The 14,961-nt window shown below is 54.0% G+C and carries 11 protein-coding genes; 7 read left to right on the forward strand and 4 right to left on the reverse strand.

What is annotated here, in order from left to right:
• Nucleotides 1-128: 128 nt before the first annotated feature.
• Together QEH53_RS17940 and QEH53_RS17945 are read right to left on the reverse strand one after the other, a co-directional pair.
• A complete protein-coding gene (locus QEH53_RS17940; RefSeq protein WP_309024590.1) occupies nucleotides 129-1,388 on the reverse strand; it encodes an RsmB/NOP family class I SAM-dependent RNA methyltransferase in 1,260 nt (419 codons plus the stop codon).
• Between the two features lie 48 nt (nucleotides 1,389-1,436).
• Nucleotides 1,437-3,740, reverse strand: a complete 2,304-nt coding sequence (locus tag QEH53_RS17945) for a hypothetical protein (protein WP_309024591.1) — start codon at nucleotides 3,738-3,740, stop codon at nucleotides 1,437-1,439.
• Between the two features lie 243 nt (nucleotides 3,741-3,983).
• Here QEH53_RS17945 and glgB point away from each other — a divergent pair, with 243 nt between their 5' ends.
• The 4 genes from glgB to QEH53_RS17965 all read left to right on the forward strand — a co-directional run bounded on the left by glgB (nucleotide 3,984) and on the right by QEH53_RS17965 (nucleotide 9,414).
• Nucleotides 3,984-6,194 (forward strand): 1,4-alpha-glucan branching protein GlgB, encoded by a 2,211-nt coding sequence (gene glgB / locus QEH53_RS17950; protein ID WP_309024592.1) that lies wholly within the window; start codon nucleotides 3,984-3,986, stop codon nucleotides 6,192-6,194.
• Entirely contained in the window at nucleotides 6,182-6,694 is a 513-nt protein-coding gene (locus QEH53_RS17955) for a gluconokinase (protein WP_309024593.1), read from the forward strand. The genes glgB and QEH53_RS17955 overlap by 13 nt, the downstream gene beginning before the upstream one ends.
• Before the next feature lie 209 nt (nucleotides 6,695-6,903).
• Nucleotides 6,904-8,646: a hypothetical protein gene (locus QEH53_RS17960; protein WP_309024594.1), complete on the forward strand. Its 1,743-nt coding sequence runs from the start codon at nucleotides 6,904-6,906 to the stop codon at nucleotides 8,644-8,646.
• Nucleotides 8,647-8,886: 240 nt separating this feature from the next.
• Nucleotides 8,887-9,414 carry an SRPBCC family protein gene (locus QEH53_RS17965; RefSeq protein ID WP_309024595.1) on the forward strand — a complete coding sequence of 176 codons (528 nt, stop codon included), beginning with the start codon at nucleotides 8,887-8,889 and terminating at the stop codon, nucleotides 9,412-9,414.
• On the opposite strand, the gene QEH53_RS17970 is transcribed toward QEH53_RS17965, so the two are convergent.
• Nucleotides 9,411-9,698 carry a DUF1294 domain-containing protein gene (locus tag QEH53_RS17970; RefSeq protein WP_309024596.1) on the reverse strand — a complete coding sequence of 96 codons (288 nt, stop codon included), beginning with the start codon at nucleotides 9,696-9,698 and terminating at the stop codon, nucleotides 9,411-9,413. The two genes, QEH53_RS17965 and QEH53_RS17970, sit on opposite strands and share 4 nt — an antisense overlap.
• A gap of 100 nt (nucleotides 9,699-9,798) precedes the next feature.
• Here QEH53_RS17970 and QEH53_RS17975 point away from each other — a divergent pair, with 100 nt between their 5' ends.
• The 3 genes from QEH53_RS17975 to QEH53_RS17985 all read left to right on the forward strand — a co-directional run bounded on the left by QEH53_RS17975 (nucleotide 9,799) and on the right by QEH53_RS17985 (nucleotide 13,993).
• Nucleotides 9,799-10,890: a glucokinase gene (locus tag QEH53_RS17975; protein ID WP_309024597.1), complete on the forward strand. Its 1,092-nt coding sequence runs from the start codon at nucleotides 9,799-9,801 to the stop codon at nucleotides 10,888-10,890.
• 187 nt (nucleotides 10,891-11,077) lie between these two features.
• Nucleotides 11,078-11,824 carry a GvpL/GvpF family gas vesicle protein gene (locus QEH53_RS17980; protein WP_309024598.1) on the forward strand — a complete coding sequence of 249 codons (747 nt, stop codon included), beginning with the start codon at nucleotides 11,078-11,080 and terminating at the stop codon, nucleotides 11,822-11,824.
• Between the two features lie 258 nt (nucleotides 11,825-12,082).
• The gene (locus QEH53_RS17985; protein ID WP_309024599.1) at nucleotides 12,083-13,993 is read left to right on the forward strand and encodes a methyl-accepting chemotaxis protein; all 1,911 of its coding nucleotides are present in this window, start codon (nucleotides 12,083-12,085) and stop codon (nucleotides 13,991-13,993) included.
• A gap of 46 nt (nucleotides 13,994-14,039) precedes the next feature.
• Here the strand turns inward: QEH53_RS17985 and QEH53_RS17990 are convergent, their stop codons facing one another.
• On the reverse strand, nucleotides 14,040-14,930 hold the full coding sequence (locus QEH53_RS17990) for a hypothetical protein (RefSeq protein ID WP_309024600.1): 891 nt from the start codon (nucleotides 14,928-14,930) through the stop codon (nucleotides 14,040-14,042).
• Nucleotides 14,931-14,961: the final 31 nt, after the last annotated feature.

The following is a 14,961-nucleotide window of genomic DNA, read 5'->3' on the forward strand; positions in this document are numbered from 1 at the left end:
GCGGGCGGCGGCTGGCAAGTGCGAAGTTGAGTGTAAAGGTTCCAGTCACCCGACTGTGGAGTTATTCGCGCTCTCCGGCTTCGCTCGTCCGCTCGGAAGACGTAACCGAATTTCGTTGCGAGCCGAGGCTAGGCTTTTTTGCGGAAGGTGGCGACGTAGAGTCCGTCGCCATTGTGGTCTTCGGGATAGACGGTGATGCCGCGGCCTCTATCCTCGTAACCGAAGCGGGAGGAGAGGGGTTCGTGGCGGAAATCGGTGTAGTCCTCGAGGAACTTCTCCTGCACGGCTTCGTTCTCGTAACGGGAGAGGGAACAGGTGCTATAGACGAGGATACCGCCTTCGGCGACGAGTGGGGCGTAGCTTTTGAGGATCGCGAGCTGGGTCTTTGCGTAGTCGAAAATTTCATCCTCGCGGGTTTGGCGCATGAGGTAGGGGTGGCGACGCCAGGTTCCGGAGCCGCTGCAAGGTGCGTCCACAAGCACTCCGTTGTAGGAGCCTTCCGTAGGTCGCTGGTCGAGCACGGATATGTTTTTGAGGCCTGAGCGTTTGGCGCGGGAGTGGAGCTCGCGCAAGGCGGAGCTGCGTTTGTCGTACGCGGTTACTTTGCCGTAGGGCTTGAGCAGATTGGCGAGTTGGAGGGTTTTGCCTCCAGCCCCGGCGCAAGCGTCGAGCCAGCTGCCTTTGGGTGCTTCTTTGAGGAGGTGAAGAAGGATTTGGGATGATATGTCTTGGATCTCGACGTCGCCTTCTAAGAAGCAGGGATGATTGGCGAGCGGGAAGTCGGAAGGGGCGTGAATGCAGTCGGGGACATTTGGGTGTTTCTCGATTCGCTCGGCTTGGGCGGGATTGGCTTTCGCTTTAAGTCGATCGACGAGATCCTCCCTAGGGTCCTTTTGGATACGCAGCCAGAGCGGCGGTCGAGTTACGAGGTTGAGCAACGACTCTGGCGAGGGAGAGCGCTGAGTGTGGCTGGTGAACCAATCGGGTAAGAGTTGCTCGAGATCGTCATCATCGCGGCCGAGCGAGCGGAAACGTTGGTCAGATGGGATCGCGAGTGGGGCTCTGTCCTTAAGTGTTGGATACAGCGTTTGGATCTCGTCGGTAGGGGCGGACAGGCAGATCAGCTTGTCCATGAAGCTATCTTGGTTGGCGTAGCTACTTTCCAGCCACGGCTGGTACCGGAGGTAGGTGTAGATGAGCTCGCGGTAGAGGCGGCGGTCCTTCGAGCCGAATTTGCCTTGGGCGCGGAAAAGCTCATGAATCTCGCGGGTGAAGGCGGTGCCGGGTTTCAGCAAGGTGCGCGATCGCTCGATGAGGGAGTAGGCTATTCGCCTCTGGTTTTGCAGGCGATGGATTTTGAGGCCTGCGTTAAGAAGTGGCTTTTGCACTTTAGAAGGAGTGAGTTGCTACGTGCTAGTAGTGTTTTTTGGGATTCGCTACTCGTCGAATAGATCGATTCCGACGGAGATGCCAAAATCGCTTTCGCGGCGGTCACCGTCGTAGATGCGCAACTCGTATTTGAGGCCGTACGTGTCGAGGGCGCGCTGCATGATTCCGATTCGTTGCTCGTAGAAGACGCCCGTTTGGTCGTCGTACCGAGTGGTGGCGTAGAGCTTCAGATTTTCGGAGAACTGGTATTCGAGGTGGGCGAAGTATTGCTCGAGGCGGAGGTTGCGGTACTCAGGGTAGCTGCGTCCGTAGTTGGGCCAAGTTTGCCAAGAGTAGGTTCGCGAAAGGTTGTAGGGTCCTGATGAAGTGAGATTTGAGCTCCCGTCGAGGAAGTGGGAGCCGAAAGTGACCCGCCAGTAGCCTTCGTCATGAATGGATACTCGGGGATTGAATTCTTGAACCGACATGCCGTCCTCGGGATCGAGGCGGGTGAAGAGCCCTAACTCCAACCACGGGGCAGGTGTGAGCTCGAAGTCGATGTTTATGAGAGATGAATATTCCTCGGCGTATTCGGATCCTTTCAGGTAGTAGTCAGTGGAAAGGTCGAAACGGGCGAGGTCGCGGGAACTGCCATTCTCGTTTCGAGTTTGTATCCGGTTTTTCACTTCGAATCGGATTTTATGGTCTTCGCGAATGTTGTCTGAGTCTCGACGGTCTAGCATGTCGATGGACGGCAGGTAGCTGGCGAAGGCTCCTCTGTCAGCATAGAGCATGCTCTCACCCATCGGCGGACCGTATATTGCTAAGACGGGCTCATCTGGGATGGTTAGGCTCGAATCGTAGCTCAACTCGGGGACGTAGCGGTAGGAGATGCGAGGTTCGATGATGTGGCGGATGCCGTCGATATTCCAAGTCTCGTTCTGGTAGTCGAAGGTGGCGCTCGCCTTCATGTTGAGATCCGCTCCGATCTCGCCGTAGGACTTGGTTCCGCTCGCTTTTCCCCAAGCGCTTACGGTGTCGGAAGGATCGTTAAGACTGGTGCGAACGTAGTAGGTTTCGGCGTCTTCGTAGCGGAGTCCGCGAGCTCCGGCGGTGAGGCGAAGGTTCACCCCGTCAGCCAAGCGGCGATTCCAATCTAGGCCGTAGGCCGCGTCGATCTTGGTGCTGTTCAGGTCTAGGTCGAAGCTGTCCTTTTTTTGCAGGGCTGCGGCCGAGAGGAAGCCACGGTGGCTGAAACCGTGGCCGAGGGATGTGGGAAAGTAGGTGAAGCGGACTTCGGGAAGGCGTTCGGTGTAGGATTGGAACTCCCCGAGAGCGGCCCGAGTGAAGAAGGAAAGTTGCCAGTTGTCGGCGTTGTAGTTAGCTTCCAGATACGAGTCTGGATTCTGCATACGGTCGAAGGAATCCTCGTAGAAGTCGCGGGTTACTTCTGAGTCTGACCAGTAGCGCGCGTAGGCGGAGATGTTTGCCCCGTTGTCGGTCCACATCTGCTGGTGCTGCCATTCGGCGAAGTAGCGGTCTTTGTTGATGAGTTCTCCGTTTACGTCGAGACCCAGATCTCCTTGGTCGTTTATGTAGCCAGAGATGAGCGAACCGTCGGTGGTGTAGGCTTCGTTTTCGAAGGAGTAGCCAGCGGCGGGGCCGACTAGAATGCCGCGCTTGGAAGAGAGGGCGACATTGCCTCCGAATCGGATGTGGTCGGTGACGGGCACGAGCGCTTCAGCTCCGATGAGTGCTCCGATGTGTCCGCTATAGTCGAGGGTTGGCTTGAAGAGGTTGGTTTCCGCATCGAGCGGTTGGGTTATGTTAGGAATGAGAAGGAAAGGGACAGCGCCGACCTTGAAGAAGAGACGTTTGCCGCGGAATTCGTTTTGGTCGACGATGGCGAGCTCGCCAGCGCGGGCTACGAAAAGAAAGGTGCCAGGTTCGCCAGGGTAGAAGTTGATCTCCTCGAAACGGAAGTTGTCCGGGTTTCCTTCGAGAAGGGATCCGTCGACGTAGTAGAGGCCGTTGCCGGCCCTGAAGTTTTGGGCTCGGGCGAATTGCTCGCGAGGTTTGTAAGTGAGGGAATCGGCGACGAGGCGTAGGTCGGCGCGGGTGAACACGACATCGCCGTTCGCAGAGGCTTCGCCGGTTTCTTGGTTGAAGCGTATGGTGTCGGCCGAGAGGAGCCACTCGTCGTACTCGATTTGGGCACCTTCGGTGGCTACGACTTCACCTGTGTTTTGGTCGTAAGTGACGGGGCCGCTGGGGATTAGCTCTATATCTTGGGCACGAAGGGACGTGTAAAAGGCGGCTAATGTGGCAGCAGCCAAGGCGAGGCGTGGAAATTGTCGGAAGAGCTCGATCATGGTGTCAGGTTTGAAAGCTGATTAATAAGGTAGGAGGAAGGGCGGCTGGCAAGGTCCAAGAAGACTCGCCTTAGGACGGCTAGCTAGGGATTCGGTTCCGTCACAGGCCAGACTGGGAATTGGGTACCAACCTGGCGGGCAGCTTGCTGATTATCACGAGTTTGAACCGGTTTTGCCTTGTCTATTTTAGGCAGGGCTGGCATCGGTTTCGAGAGTAAGTCGCCACACTCTTTGGCCAGTTTTATGTACACTTCGAAGCAGGATCTTAAACGGTTTGTCGACGCCAAGGTCGGCACGCCTCACGATATTTTAGGGATGCACCCTTACACTAAGGGCAAGAAGCGCGGCATCCTAGTTCGGGCCTTCCTCAGCGGGGTGGACGAATGCGAGGTCGTCGACGCGAGTTCCGAGCAAGGGCCTCGTTACTTGATGAAGAAGATCGATGACAGCGGTTTCTTCGAAGTGCTGATCGAAGACCGCGACATGGTATTCCCTTATCGTCTGCGTTCGGAACAGCGTAATCGCGAGATTCGCCAGTTTTATGATCCGTACTCTTTCCTGCCGACGGTGGGGGAATCGGACCTTTACCTTTTCAACGAAGGCAACGAACACCGCATCTACGAAAAGCTAGGTGCGCACCCGAGAACGGTGGACGGGATCCCAGGTGTTTCTTTCGCGGTTTGGGCGCCTAACGCGGACCGAGTTTCGCTGGTTGGCGTGTTCAATGATTGGGATGGCCGCTATCATCCGATGAGATCTTTGGGAGCGAGTGGCGTTTGGGAACTCTTCATTCCCGGCCTCGAAAAAGGCGAAGTTTACAAATTTGAAGTGCGGGCAAAGAATGGCGACGTTTTCCTGAAGACCGATCCCTACGGCTGCTATTTCGAAGCTCCTCCCAACAACGCTTCGATCGTCTTCGATCATTCAGCCTACAACTGGAGCGACCAGGCGTGGATGGCGAAGCGGGTTAATCATCAGGCTCTCGACCAGCCGATGAGCATTTACGAGGTGCACCTTGCATCCTGGAAGCGTCGCTGGGAAGAGGACAACCGGCCGCTGACCTACTCCGAAATGGCCAAGGAGTTGGCTGATTACGTTACCGAGCACGGCTTCACGCACATCGAGTTAATGCCGGTGGCGGAGCATCCATTCGATGGGTCGTGGGGGTATCAGGTGACTGGATACTATGCGCCAACGCACCGTTTTGGCACGCCCGACGAATTCAAAGCCTTTGTCGACTACATGCACCAACGCGACATCGGCGTACTCCTCGATTGGGTACCCGCCCACTTCCCTCGCGACACTTTTGCTCTCCCCGGATTTGATGGGACCTGCCTCTACGAGCATGAGGATCCGCGCCTGGGATCGCACATGGACTGGGGCACCTTGATCTTTAACTTTGGACGCCACGAGGTGAAGAGTTTCCTCGTCGCCAACGCTCTCAGCTGGCTCGACCGTTATCACATTGATGGACTTCGCGTGGACGCGGTGGCCTCCATGCTTTACCTCGACTACTCAAGAGAGGAGGGGCAGTGGATTCCTAACCAGTACGGCGGCAACGAAAATTTAGAAGCGATCGCCTTCCTACGCGAGACTAACGATCTCGTTCACAAGTACTACCCCGGCACGCTTATGATCGCGGAGGAGTCGACTTCCTTTGGCGGTGTCACCAAGTCGCCCGCAGAAGGAGGACTCGGTTTTGACCTGAAGTGGAACATGGGCTGGATGCACGATAACATGTCCTACTTCGAGAAGGACCCCATCTACCGCAGGCATCATCATAACAACCTGACCTTTGGCATGCTCTATCAGTACGCCGAAAAGTTCGTAACGGTTTTCTCGCACGATGAGGTGACTCACGGCAAAGGCTCGATGTTGATGAAAATGGGGGCTGGATCGATTTCGGACAAGTCCCGCACCCTGCGGTCTCTGTATGGCCACATGTGGGGGTATCCGGGCAAGAAGCTTTTGTTTATGGGCAGCGAGTTCGGCCAGTCCGAGGAATGGAACTACGACAAGAGCTTACAGTGGCACCTGAACGGGTTCTCGGACCATCATGGGATCGCCTCCTTGGTGCGTGATCTGAATCGCGTATACAAGTCGGAGCCCGCTCTCGCGCTGACCGACTTCGATGAGCAGAGCTTTCGATGGATCGCTTGCTGGGATGCGGATTCAAGCATCATCAGCTATGTACGAACCTCGCCGGATGGTCGCAGCAAGATTCTAGTTATCGGTCACTTTACGCCGATGGCTCGGGAAAATTATCGGATCGGTCTGCCGTCTGCAGGGCATTGGCGTGAAATTTTGAATACGGATTCGTCTTTCTACGGAGGATCGAATATCGGGAATGCGAGCGGTGTAAACTCCGAACCGGTCGAGTACGATAGTTTCGCTCAGTCGGGCCAATTTACAATACCGCCGCTCTCTACTGTTTATTTCAAGTGGGAAGGATAGAGTCTGTTGATTCGTCCCCGATCGCGTACTTCGTGATGGGAATTTGCGGCAGTGGCAAGTCGACCATCGCTATTGAAATAGCGAAAGCGAAGCGTATTGAAATGTTGGATGCGGATGACTTTCACCCACAAAGCAATGTCGACAAGATGAGCACGGGCATCCCCTTGACTGATGATGATCGGGCGGGATGGCTGCATGTCTTGAACGCCGAGCTTAAGGGGAAAGTGTCAAAGGGTGAATCAGTGGTATTGGCGTGCAGCGCGTTGAAGCAACGCTATCGCGATGCATTGGGTGAAGGCCTGCCTGATGTTCGGTGGCTGTATTTGCGCGGTGACAGAGAGACGATACTCGAGCGAATGGGTGGGCGAAAGGATCACTTCATGCCGACCACTTTGGTGGATTCCCAATTGGAAGCGTTGGAAGAACCGAAGGGCGCATTGGTCGTGGACATTCGTTTACCTGTCGATCTGATCGTTGAGAAGGCTGTAGCGGAACTGTGAATAGTCTGATTCGGCTAATCCAATTGCAACAGACGTTAGTCTACGACTCTCCAGAAAGAGACATGGTTAGGCAGTCGCTTTATGGTGAGAGGTTTTCCTACCTGCTTGCCATCTGTAGATCGGATAAATTAGGTTTTAGGTGTCTTCTGGCCTCGTGCTTTCGAATTAGAAGCAGCCCAGCACCTCACACCCGCTAATCAATTTATAGAATGCAAGGATCCTTTATAGTCACTGCAGCCCTGGCTCTCACTTTCTTTCTAACCGCTTGCGGCGGGGAAAAGGAGTTTTCGCCGAATGGAGTTGGGCCTCTTGAAAGCATTATTTTGAAAGGAAGGGACCAAGCCTGGACCGGTTCCAGCGAGAACGGTGTATATACTCTCGATAATTCTGGTGATACAGGGGCCATCAAATACTTCTACACTCCTTACAATGGCGAAGATGCGGGCCGGCGTGTTATTTCTGTTCACGTCGACGCCGAGGGAGCTTCGCCAGAGGGCAGGGCAGGTCTTCTTTACGGTTTCGATCAATCGCCGCTGAGCTACTACGCTATCGTCGCAAGTCCCGATCACCTCCTTGAGATTTACCGTCGTGACCAAGAAGGTTTCGCGATGACAAGTTCCACTTCGTTCGACCCCGCCGCATCGGGTTTCGAGCAGATCGTTGTCGAAGAAAGCGAAGATCAAATCTCAATTTCGGTAAATGGGCGGCAGGTTTCATCGCTTCAGGCAAGTGGTGTGGGTCGGGGGGCAGTGGGCATCCTTGCCATGGGGAGCGGTCGTTTCGCCTTCACCAACTACACGGAAAAGGGTTCTTCGAATGGGCAAGTGTCTGAAGTTTCGAATAGAGAAATCAAGGCAGAGTCGACTCGCGCTCCGGCTTACCAGTTCAAGGATCGTGCTGTCCTCGATGTGAGCCGCAATAGCATTGCCGCTTATAATCTCTTTGTGCCAGAAGGTTGGAAACTTGAGGGTCAATTCGAACAAATTCCTGCGTTTCACAACGTGCCCTATTTCGGAGCGATCGATGTCAAAGCCCCCGATGGCCGCGCCTTCTCCTACCTCCCGCTTGCCGAATTCACGTACACCGACTTCGCTCAGCTCGGATTCATGCAACCTTACGAGGGCCGCCCCGCCTACCGTCTGCCACCGAATCTCGGAGACATCATGAAGACGATCGCTCAAGCGAGTCCGGAAAAGACGATTTCAAACCTGCAGATCATTTCTGAAGAGCCTGCCCCCGAGCTGATTGAAAACTCCCGCAATTATGCTCGCAGCATTTACCAGCAGATCGAAGCTGCCAATCGGCAAGCGGGTGCTTATGGCGAAAAGCAAGCTTACCATGTCGATGCCCGCAAGGTCGTTGCTCGCTATAGCGAAAACGGCATGCAAATCGAATCAACGACGTTTGCGACCATCACCAACTATGCTTTCATCCAACCCAACGGCGGCACCCGTATCGCAAAATGGAATCTTCTAAACGTGGTCTCGCTCGCAGGACCAGTGGGTTCAGATTATCTCAATGATCCGCAACTCGCCGCGGTGGCTCGCTCGGTTCGGATCAATCCTGACTGGGCTTACGCCATCGACCAATGGGGGAAAGGTGCGCGCCAACAGGCAATCAAAGAAGGTATAGCCAAGGCGGCCGCGGCCAACCAGAGCTGGCAAAACACTCAATCAAGCCAAAGCGAGGACGTGCTCGATATCAGTTTCAATGGATGGAAGTCTCGCAACGCTTCTAGCGATCGATCACAGAGCAGAATAGTAAATGGTATTCATGAACGAACTACTTACGCTACTCCTACTGGAGGCACTGTAAATCTACCATCGTATTACCAAAACGCATACACTGACGGCCAAGGCAATTACGTTTTGCACAACAGCTCGCTCTACGATATCAACACCGACCCTTCCTTAAACTCAACCAATTGGACCCGCATCCAGGAAGCCCAATAATGGGCGTGAACCCTACTTCCGTGCAAAAGGAGGGCTATTCCGGAATTGTGAGGTGGGAGCCCGAGGTTGTCCGGTGTTATGGACAGTTCCTTCGCTTGGTTGGCTGGCGTGACGGCAGCCTCGCGGTGATCGGACTGAGAGGTTTAGTTCTTCCTCGATCTTCGATGAAAAACAACATCACGCGTGCGCGTCCTAGTTGTTTCGCATTGCTAGCGGACAGCTTTCTAGCAAAAAGGGGCTATGAGAAAGTTTTTCCTAGCGATCTTTTCAATTTTTTCGCTGCTGTTCATCGCGGCCATCGCGGTGGGTTTCTTTCTGTCCAATGAGTTCACCGTTTCACGCTCGGTCGTGGTGAAAGCCTCGCCGGAAAAGGTGTACGCACTCATCGGAGACTTGGAGCAGTGGTCAGTGTGGGGACCGTGGAAGGACGCGGACGAAAATTTGCAGGTTAGCTTGGGAGAGCAAACTTCGGGAGTGGGGGCATCGCAGAGCTGGGTCGGTACGGATGGCGACGGTCGTTTGGTTTTCACCGAGGCGGATCCTGAGTCAGGCATTGCTTTCGATCTGTTGTTCAACGAGGACGCCTTCGCTAACATCTCTTCGATAACCTACGAGCGGGTAGACGAAGGCTTGGTTGTCACTTGGGAGATGTCGGGATCTGTACCTGCTCCGGTGGTAGGAGGTTATCTCGCTTGGATGATGCCCGATATGATTTCGCCCATGTTCGACGATGGCTTGGCGAAGCTAAAGGCTGCTGCGGAAGCTTAAGAGTAGGAAAGCCAATAGGAAGCGGCTGAGTGAAGCGCGAGCAAGGCCGGTACACCGTATCGAAATTTCGGTTTCGATGTCTTGTGGTTGAATACTACCATCCCAATCAGGGCTCCAGGAGACGCGCCGAGGGCAGAGGTTAGGAGTAGGGCCTTTTCGGAAATACGGCTTCGGTTCGCTTTGGCGAAGAGCTTGTCGGTTCCGTAGAGCAGGAAGGCGATCAGGTTTAAGGCGGCGAAAAGTGCGAAGAGTTGCTGCTGATTCGGCATAGAGATTGATTCCACTTTAGGGTGGGGTGGTTCTTTTGGTTTTGGAAGAGCGATTTTAAGGTGGTGTCGTCAGGTCGATTTGTTTTCTCTCCCGCCGCTCTCTCTAAAGACCATCATGCAATCGAATACAATTCAGTCCATTTGGCATAGCGAATCCTGGAACGGCGAACCAATCGTGCTCGCAGGTGACATCGGAGGAACCAATTCGAATTTGGCCTTGGTCAAGGTTGCGGGTGGCAGCTTCGACTTGCTGCTAGAAACGGTTGTTCCGAGCGCGGAAGTCGACTCGATCATACCATCGATTCGCATTTTGCTAGATTCAGCGACGAAGAAGTTTCCAGAGCTCAGAGTCTCGGTGGCAGGCATTAGTGGAGCAGGTCCAATATCCAAAAACCACTGCGACCTTTCGAATTTGGACTGGGATCTGGATGGAACGGAGATCGAGATGGCTTTTGGTTTTCCGACCAAGATCATAAATGACTTCGAGGCGATCAGCTATGGCGTGCCGTTGCTCGATCTGAACAATCCAGAGGAGGTCACTCACCTGCCGCACACCGATGGAGGCGACCCGGAGCCGATCGGATCGGTCAGCCTGATTGTGGGTGCGGGTACCGGATTGGGTGTGGGGATGTTGATTAAGGACGGAGATCGCTATCGGGCTCTGCCGTCGGAGGGTGGGCACGCTTGTTTCGCGGCCTTCGACTTGGAAACGGAAGAGTTGAGGGCTCATACACAAGGGGCGGCGAATACGATCGTCGAAATCGAGGATCTGCTCTCGGGGAGAGGACTGAACACGATCCTCGACTATTTCATCGTGATGCGTGGCATGAAGGTGGATGAGACCTTGGGTAAGATACTTGACGCAGAACCCTTGCAGCGTCCCGCCTTGATTTCTCGTCACGCTGAACACCATCCGGTTTGTCGGGATGTGATTCGATTGTTCGTGAAGATCTACGGACGCGTAGCGGCTGACTTCTCCGCGACGGTTTTACCGCGCTGCGGGCTGTTTCTAGCCGGTGGCATTGTGGGCAAAAACGAGCGCTACTTCCTCGACGGCAGCCAGTTTATCTACTTCTTCGAGCAGAACGCCCGCGAGCAGGTGAAGCAGGTCTTGCGGAAAATCCCGGTCTACATCGTGAAAGATTATTCCATTTCGCTAGTAGGAGCGGCTCATGCGGCTTGGCTCCTGAGGGACGAGCTCGTCTAGATCGTCAGGATAGCTTGCTCTCCCGTAAGGCTAAGTAGCGTCTCAATACTAGGGGGCCGGGAAGCTACGCATCGTGGAAACCCTGATCCCGCGTAAAGCCGGGAGCGGCTGATTGACTCGTTTGTGAAGATCGGTTGACATCTTTTTTACGAGTAGGGGGGTCCCTTTCTGATGTGAGACCGACTATATGAGCATTTTCCTGTACGCATACACTTTGGCCGACGCTCCTCATGATCTTGAGGATCTTACGGGGGTGGAGGGGAGGAACCTCTTCATGGTAACGGTTGGGAATGTCTCTGCGGTGGTGAGCGCCTATGGTCAGAAAACGCTGACGTTAAGCGGTGACGACATTTTCGCTCATCAGCATGTGCAGCGTTTGCTGATGTCCCAATCGTCCATCATTCCGCTCCAATACGGTCTGACTCTTTCAAGTCTGGCTCAGGTTGAACGGGTACTTTCGAACAACGAGGAGATTCTCGAAAAGGAGCTCAATCGGATCTATCGCAAAGTTGAGATGGAGGTGACAATGCGCTTTGACGTGCTGGACCTACTTGACCATATGATTGAGAAGTATCCCTACCTACGCGACGAAAAGGGAAAGGTATTGAACGGACGATTGCTCTACTTCCTAGGTGACCGCGCGAAGAAGGGCGAAAAGTTCACCCGAACATTGGCTAAGGAAAAGGAAATTTATAAAGGGCAGCTCAAGGAGATGATCGGTCCTTGGTGCGCGGAGATCTGCGAAAGCCGATTGCCGACCTCCGAGGACGATGTAGTCACCTTTAATTGCTTGGTGAATCGGGAACGACTGCGTGTATTCGAAAAGTCGATATACGATGCCGGAGATCGTTTCGCGCCAGATTTCTCATTTACCTATAACGGTCCGTGGGCTCCGCAGAACTTTTGTAGTCAGTCGCTGATTTCCTACAAGTAGCGAGCATGCCCGGCGTGCTCCGGCATTAAGGAAACTTGGGACGTGTATGAATTTTGCCTTTAACTGAACCGTTCGCCGGGGGGGGCGCTTAAGCGTTGGGGGCGTTTCTTGCAGGATTCGAGAGGGTTTCAAATCGTAACATTAATTGATCTCAAGAGGGGTGTGATCGATGTCGAGAATGTGGCTTCCGGCGGGCGACGTATCTAGATGAGCTAGAGCTGGCCGGAAAGATCTTCAACCCACAAATCTGTCCTCTCAATGAGTTTAAAGTTTAGAATATTCCTAGGTTTCCTAGGGTGCGTAACCTTAGTTTTGGCGCTCTCCGCATTCGCGGTCGTTGCTATTGGCCGTTTGGCTGGTGATATGAGTGCGGGCAAGGATCGCGTTGTCGCTGACATACGCCGCGATTCAGTAATGGTAGGGACGGCTAACCAGATAGTCTCTCTTTCGCGCAAAATCGAATCGATGAAAACCTTTGATGCGTTGGATCGTTTCGATTCGGATGTTGAAATCGAGCGTGTTCTAAGAGAGGACAAAAACTTAGCGGAGGGACTGCTTGGAAATATACGGGTCGAACTTGGACAGTTGCACCTCGCCCGCAGGAATTACTTGGAGCTGATGGAGCTGCTTCCTGAGGAATTGGATGCGATTACCGAGAAGTTCAATCAGCTGTTTGCAGACTATGGCGAGCGTTTGGCTGCGATTCCGGAAGAGAGCTTGCCTGACTCGCGTCGTTCGCGGGCGAATGGAGCCCTTACGAATTTAGCCTATTCTGGTTCGAGAATTGTCGCGTCCGCAGAGCGGACGGTTGCCTTGTCGCACAATGACAAGGCTTTCGATCGTTTCGAGGAAAACGTGATGGATGCCATCGTCGACGCCCAAGAAGGTTTTTCCGCCCTGGAAGAAAGCCTGGCAGGCTCTTCGGCTGGAGAGTCGTTGGCCGAAGAGGCCTTTGGCGAATTCGGAAGTATTTTCCTCGGGTTTGTCGACGAGGAGGGTTTGTCGCAACACTTGGAGCAGCTTTCTATCAAGGCTAATTCAATCGATGCCGCTTCCGATAACCTTTATGCCTCCGTCTCTATGATTCAGAAAGAAGCCATGGCGCGATCGAATGAGATGGTGGTCGATTTGGAGCAGCAATTGGATGGTGTCGTTTCTCAAGCGATGTCTGGCCGTTCTACTATCATTTGGATTTGCGTTGTTGCGGTTGTTTTGTCGATTGCCATGGGAATCTGGATACCGAGGGTTATCAACCGTCGGTTGACTTCCGCTTCGCTCAAAATGGCGGACGTCACGTCCGCGTTGAGCGCTTCATCCGAGCAGGTCATGGCTGCGAGCAGCGTATTCGCGTCTGGTTCGGACCAGCAGGCAGCCAGCCTCGAGGAGACGTTTTCTGCGTTGCAGGAAATTTCGAATCGTTCGAGCGAGAACATGGGCAACGCGGACAAGACTGTTGCAGCGACGCGGCTGGCACGAGAGACGGCAGAAGATGGCGTCGCGGAGATTTCTGAATTGGAAAGCGCCATGGGACGTATCCAACGAAGCAGCGCAGAAACGGCTGACATCATTGAGACGATCGAGAACATTGCATTTCAAACGAACTTGCTGGCTTTGAATGCGGCCGTCGAGGCGGCTCGCGCAGGGTCTGCAGGCTCTGGGTTTGCAGTGGTCGCGGATGAAGTGCGGAGCTTGGCGCAACGTGTTTCGAAAGCTGCCAATGAAACGGGGACCAAGATCGAACAAGCGATCGAAAACTCGGAGCGGGGCGCTCGGATTTCCGTTAGAGCCCGAGATCGATTAGAAGAGATTGTTTCTCGCATCCGAGAGGCAGACAGCTATGTCGAGATCATCGCTGACGCAACTTCGGAGCAGTCCGCTGGAATCTCACAAACGGCTGAGTCGATGCGACAGATGGACGTTGTCGCTCGCGGCACGGCCCGTAGCGCCCAGCAAACAGCCGAAGCTGCGGATTCTCTGGAGAAGCAATCGTCTCGATTGCGCAATGCCGTGGACGAATTGAACTCTTTGCTAACAGGGGAAGAGTCGATAGCGAGCGAGACGGGGGAAATAAAAGAGTCCTTGAAAGAGTTGGGAGATAGGTGCGGCTCGCACCGGAAGATCTCGCCAAGCAGAGCTGAGCGAGAGGTTGCCTCGGGTTCATGGAATTAGTGGGAGCTCTTTTGCCAAAAGGTTAGGTGCTCTCGTTTTCGGCTAATTACTCGTTCTCAGTCGATTCGCTCTCTTCGCGCCAGCGCCTGTGGTACCAAAAGTACTGCTCAGGCCGTTCCGTTATAACCTTTCCCAGTTCTTGGTTGTAGGTTTCTAGAACCGCTACCTTTTGTTCGTTTGCGGTGATGCGTTCAGGCACCGGTAGCTCGGAAATCGTGACGGTATGGGTGCCGTCCTCGTTTCTATGTCCTGACATCATGAATACGGGTACCTTGTACTTTACTGAGAAGGACCCAGGCAAAGGGAGCGTCGAAGCGTTCTTGCCGAGAAAAGGCACTACTATACCACCGGCTCCAGCGTGTTGGTCCGCAACCATCACGACGGCACGGCCCGCTCGCAGCTTCTCGAGAATCACTTTGATGGCGGTTCGGCCTTTAGTTATAAATTCAACCCTATCCCCCGGAATCTTGTGGATGAAGGAGTCGACTTTTTCGTTGTGCTGCTTGCCCACTAGCAGGGAAAGGGGAATATCCCGCATTGCGATAGTGGCGAAGTAGATGGCCCAAGCTCCGAAGTGGCCTGTCAATAGTATGGCGCCGCTTCCCTTGTTTAGCGCGTCGCTCAGCAGACTCAGATTTTCTACCTTCACGACCTGCAGGAGGTCATCACGATCTTTTATACCGTAGCGTATGAATTCGGCGACGGTACGACCAAAATTCTTGGCAGCTTGTTTGCCAATTGCTTTTAGCTCAGTTGAGCTTGCGGACGGGCGAGCGTTTGCGATGTTCGATAGCACAAGGTCTCTGCGCATACCTGTCGTCCAACCGAACCATCCGACAAATGAACCTAAGTTGAGGGCCCATTTTCTAGGGATGATGCATATGAATTTAGCGAGGCATATGAGGGCTAGATACTGTATCTTGTGAGAAAGTCGCATGAGAAATCACTGAAACACTGGCCCGAAACAC

The organism is Pelagicoccus sp. SDUM812002, assembly GCF_031127835.1.
GTDB lineage: Bacteria > Verrucomicrobiota > Verrucomicrobiia > Opitutales > Opitutaceae > Pelagicoccus.

Bases quoted from the DNA above. Each gene is read 5' to 3' on its own strand.
- QEH53_RS17985 (WP_309024599.1), top strand. From the start codon at position 12,083: ATGAGTTTAAAGTTTAGAATATTCCTAGGTTTCCTAGGGTGCGTAACC.
- glgB (WP_309024592.1), top strand. From the start codon at position 3,984: ATGTACACTTCGAAGCAGGATCTTAAACGGTTTGTCGACGCCAAGGTC.
- QEH53_RS17965 (WP_309024595.1), top strand. From the start codon at position 8,887: ATGAGAAAGTTTTTCCTAGCGATCTTTTCAATTTTTTCGCTGCTGTTC.
- QEH53_RS17945 (WP_309024591.1), bottom strand. From the start codon at position 3,740: ATGATCGAGCTCTTCCGACAATTTCCACGCCTCGCCTTGGCTGCTGCC.
- QEH53_RS17960 (WP_309024594.1), top strand. From the start codon at position 6,904: ATGCAAGGATCCTTTATAGTCACTGCAGCCCTGGCTCTCACTTTCTTT.
- QEH53_RS17990 (WP_309024600.1), bottom strand. From the start codon at position 14,930: ATGCGACTTTCTCACAAGATACAGTATCTAGCCCTCATATGCCTCGCT.
- QEH53_RS17980 (WP_309024598.1), top strand. From the start codon at position 11,078: ATGAGCATTTTCCTGTACGCATACACTTTGGCCGACGCTCCTCATGAT.
- QEH53_RS17975 (WP_309024597.1), top strand. From the start codon at position 9,799: ATGCAATCGAATACAATTCAGTCCATTTGGCATAGCGAATCCTGGAAC.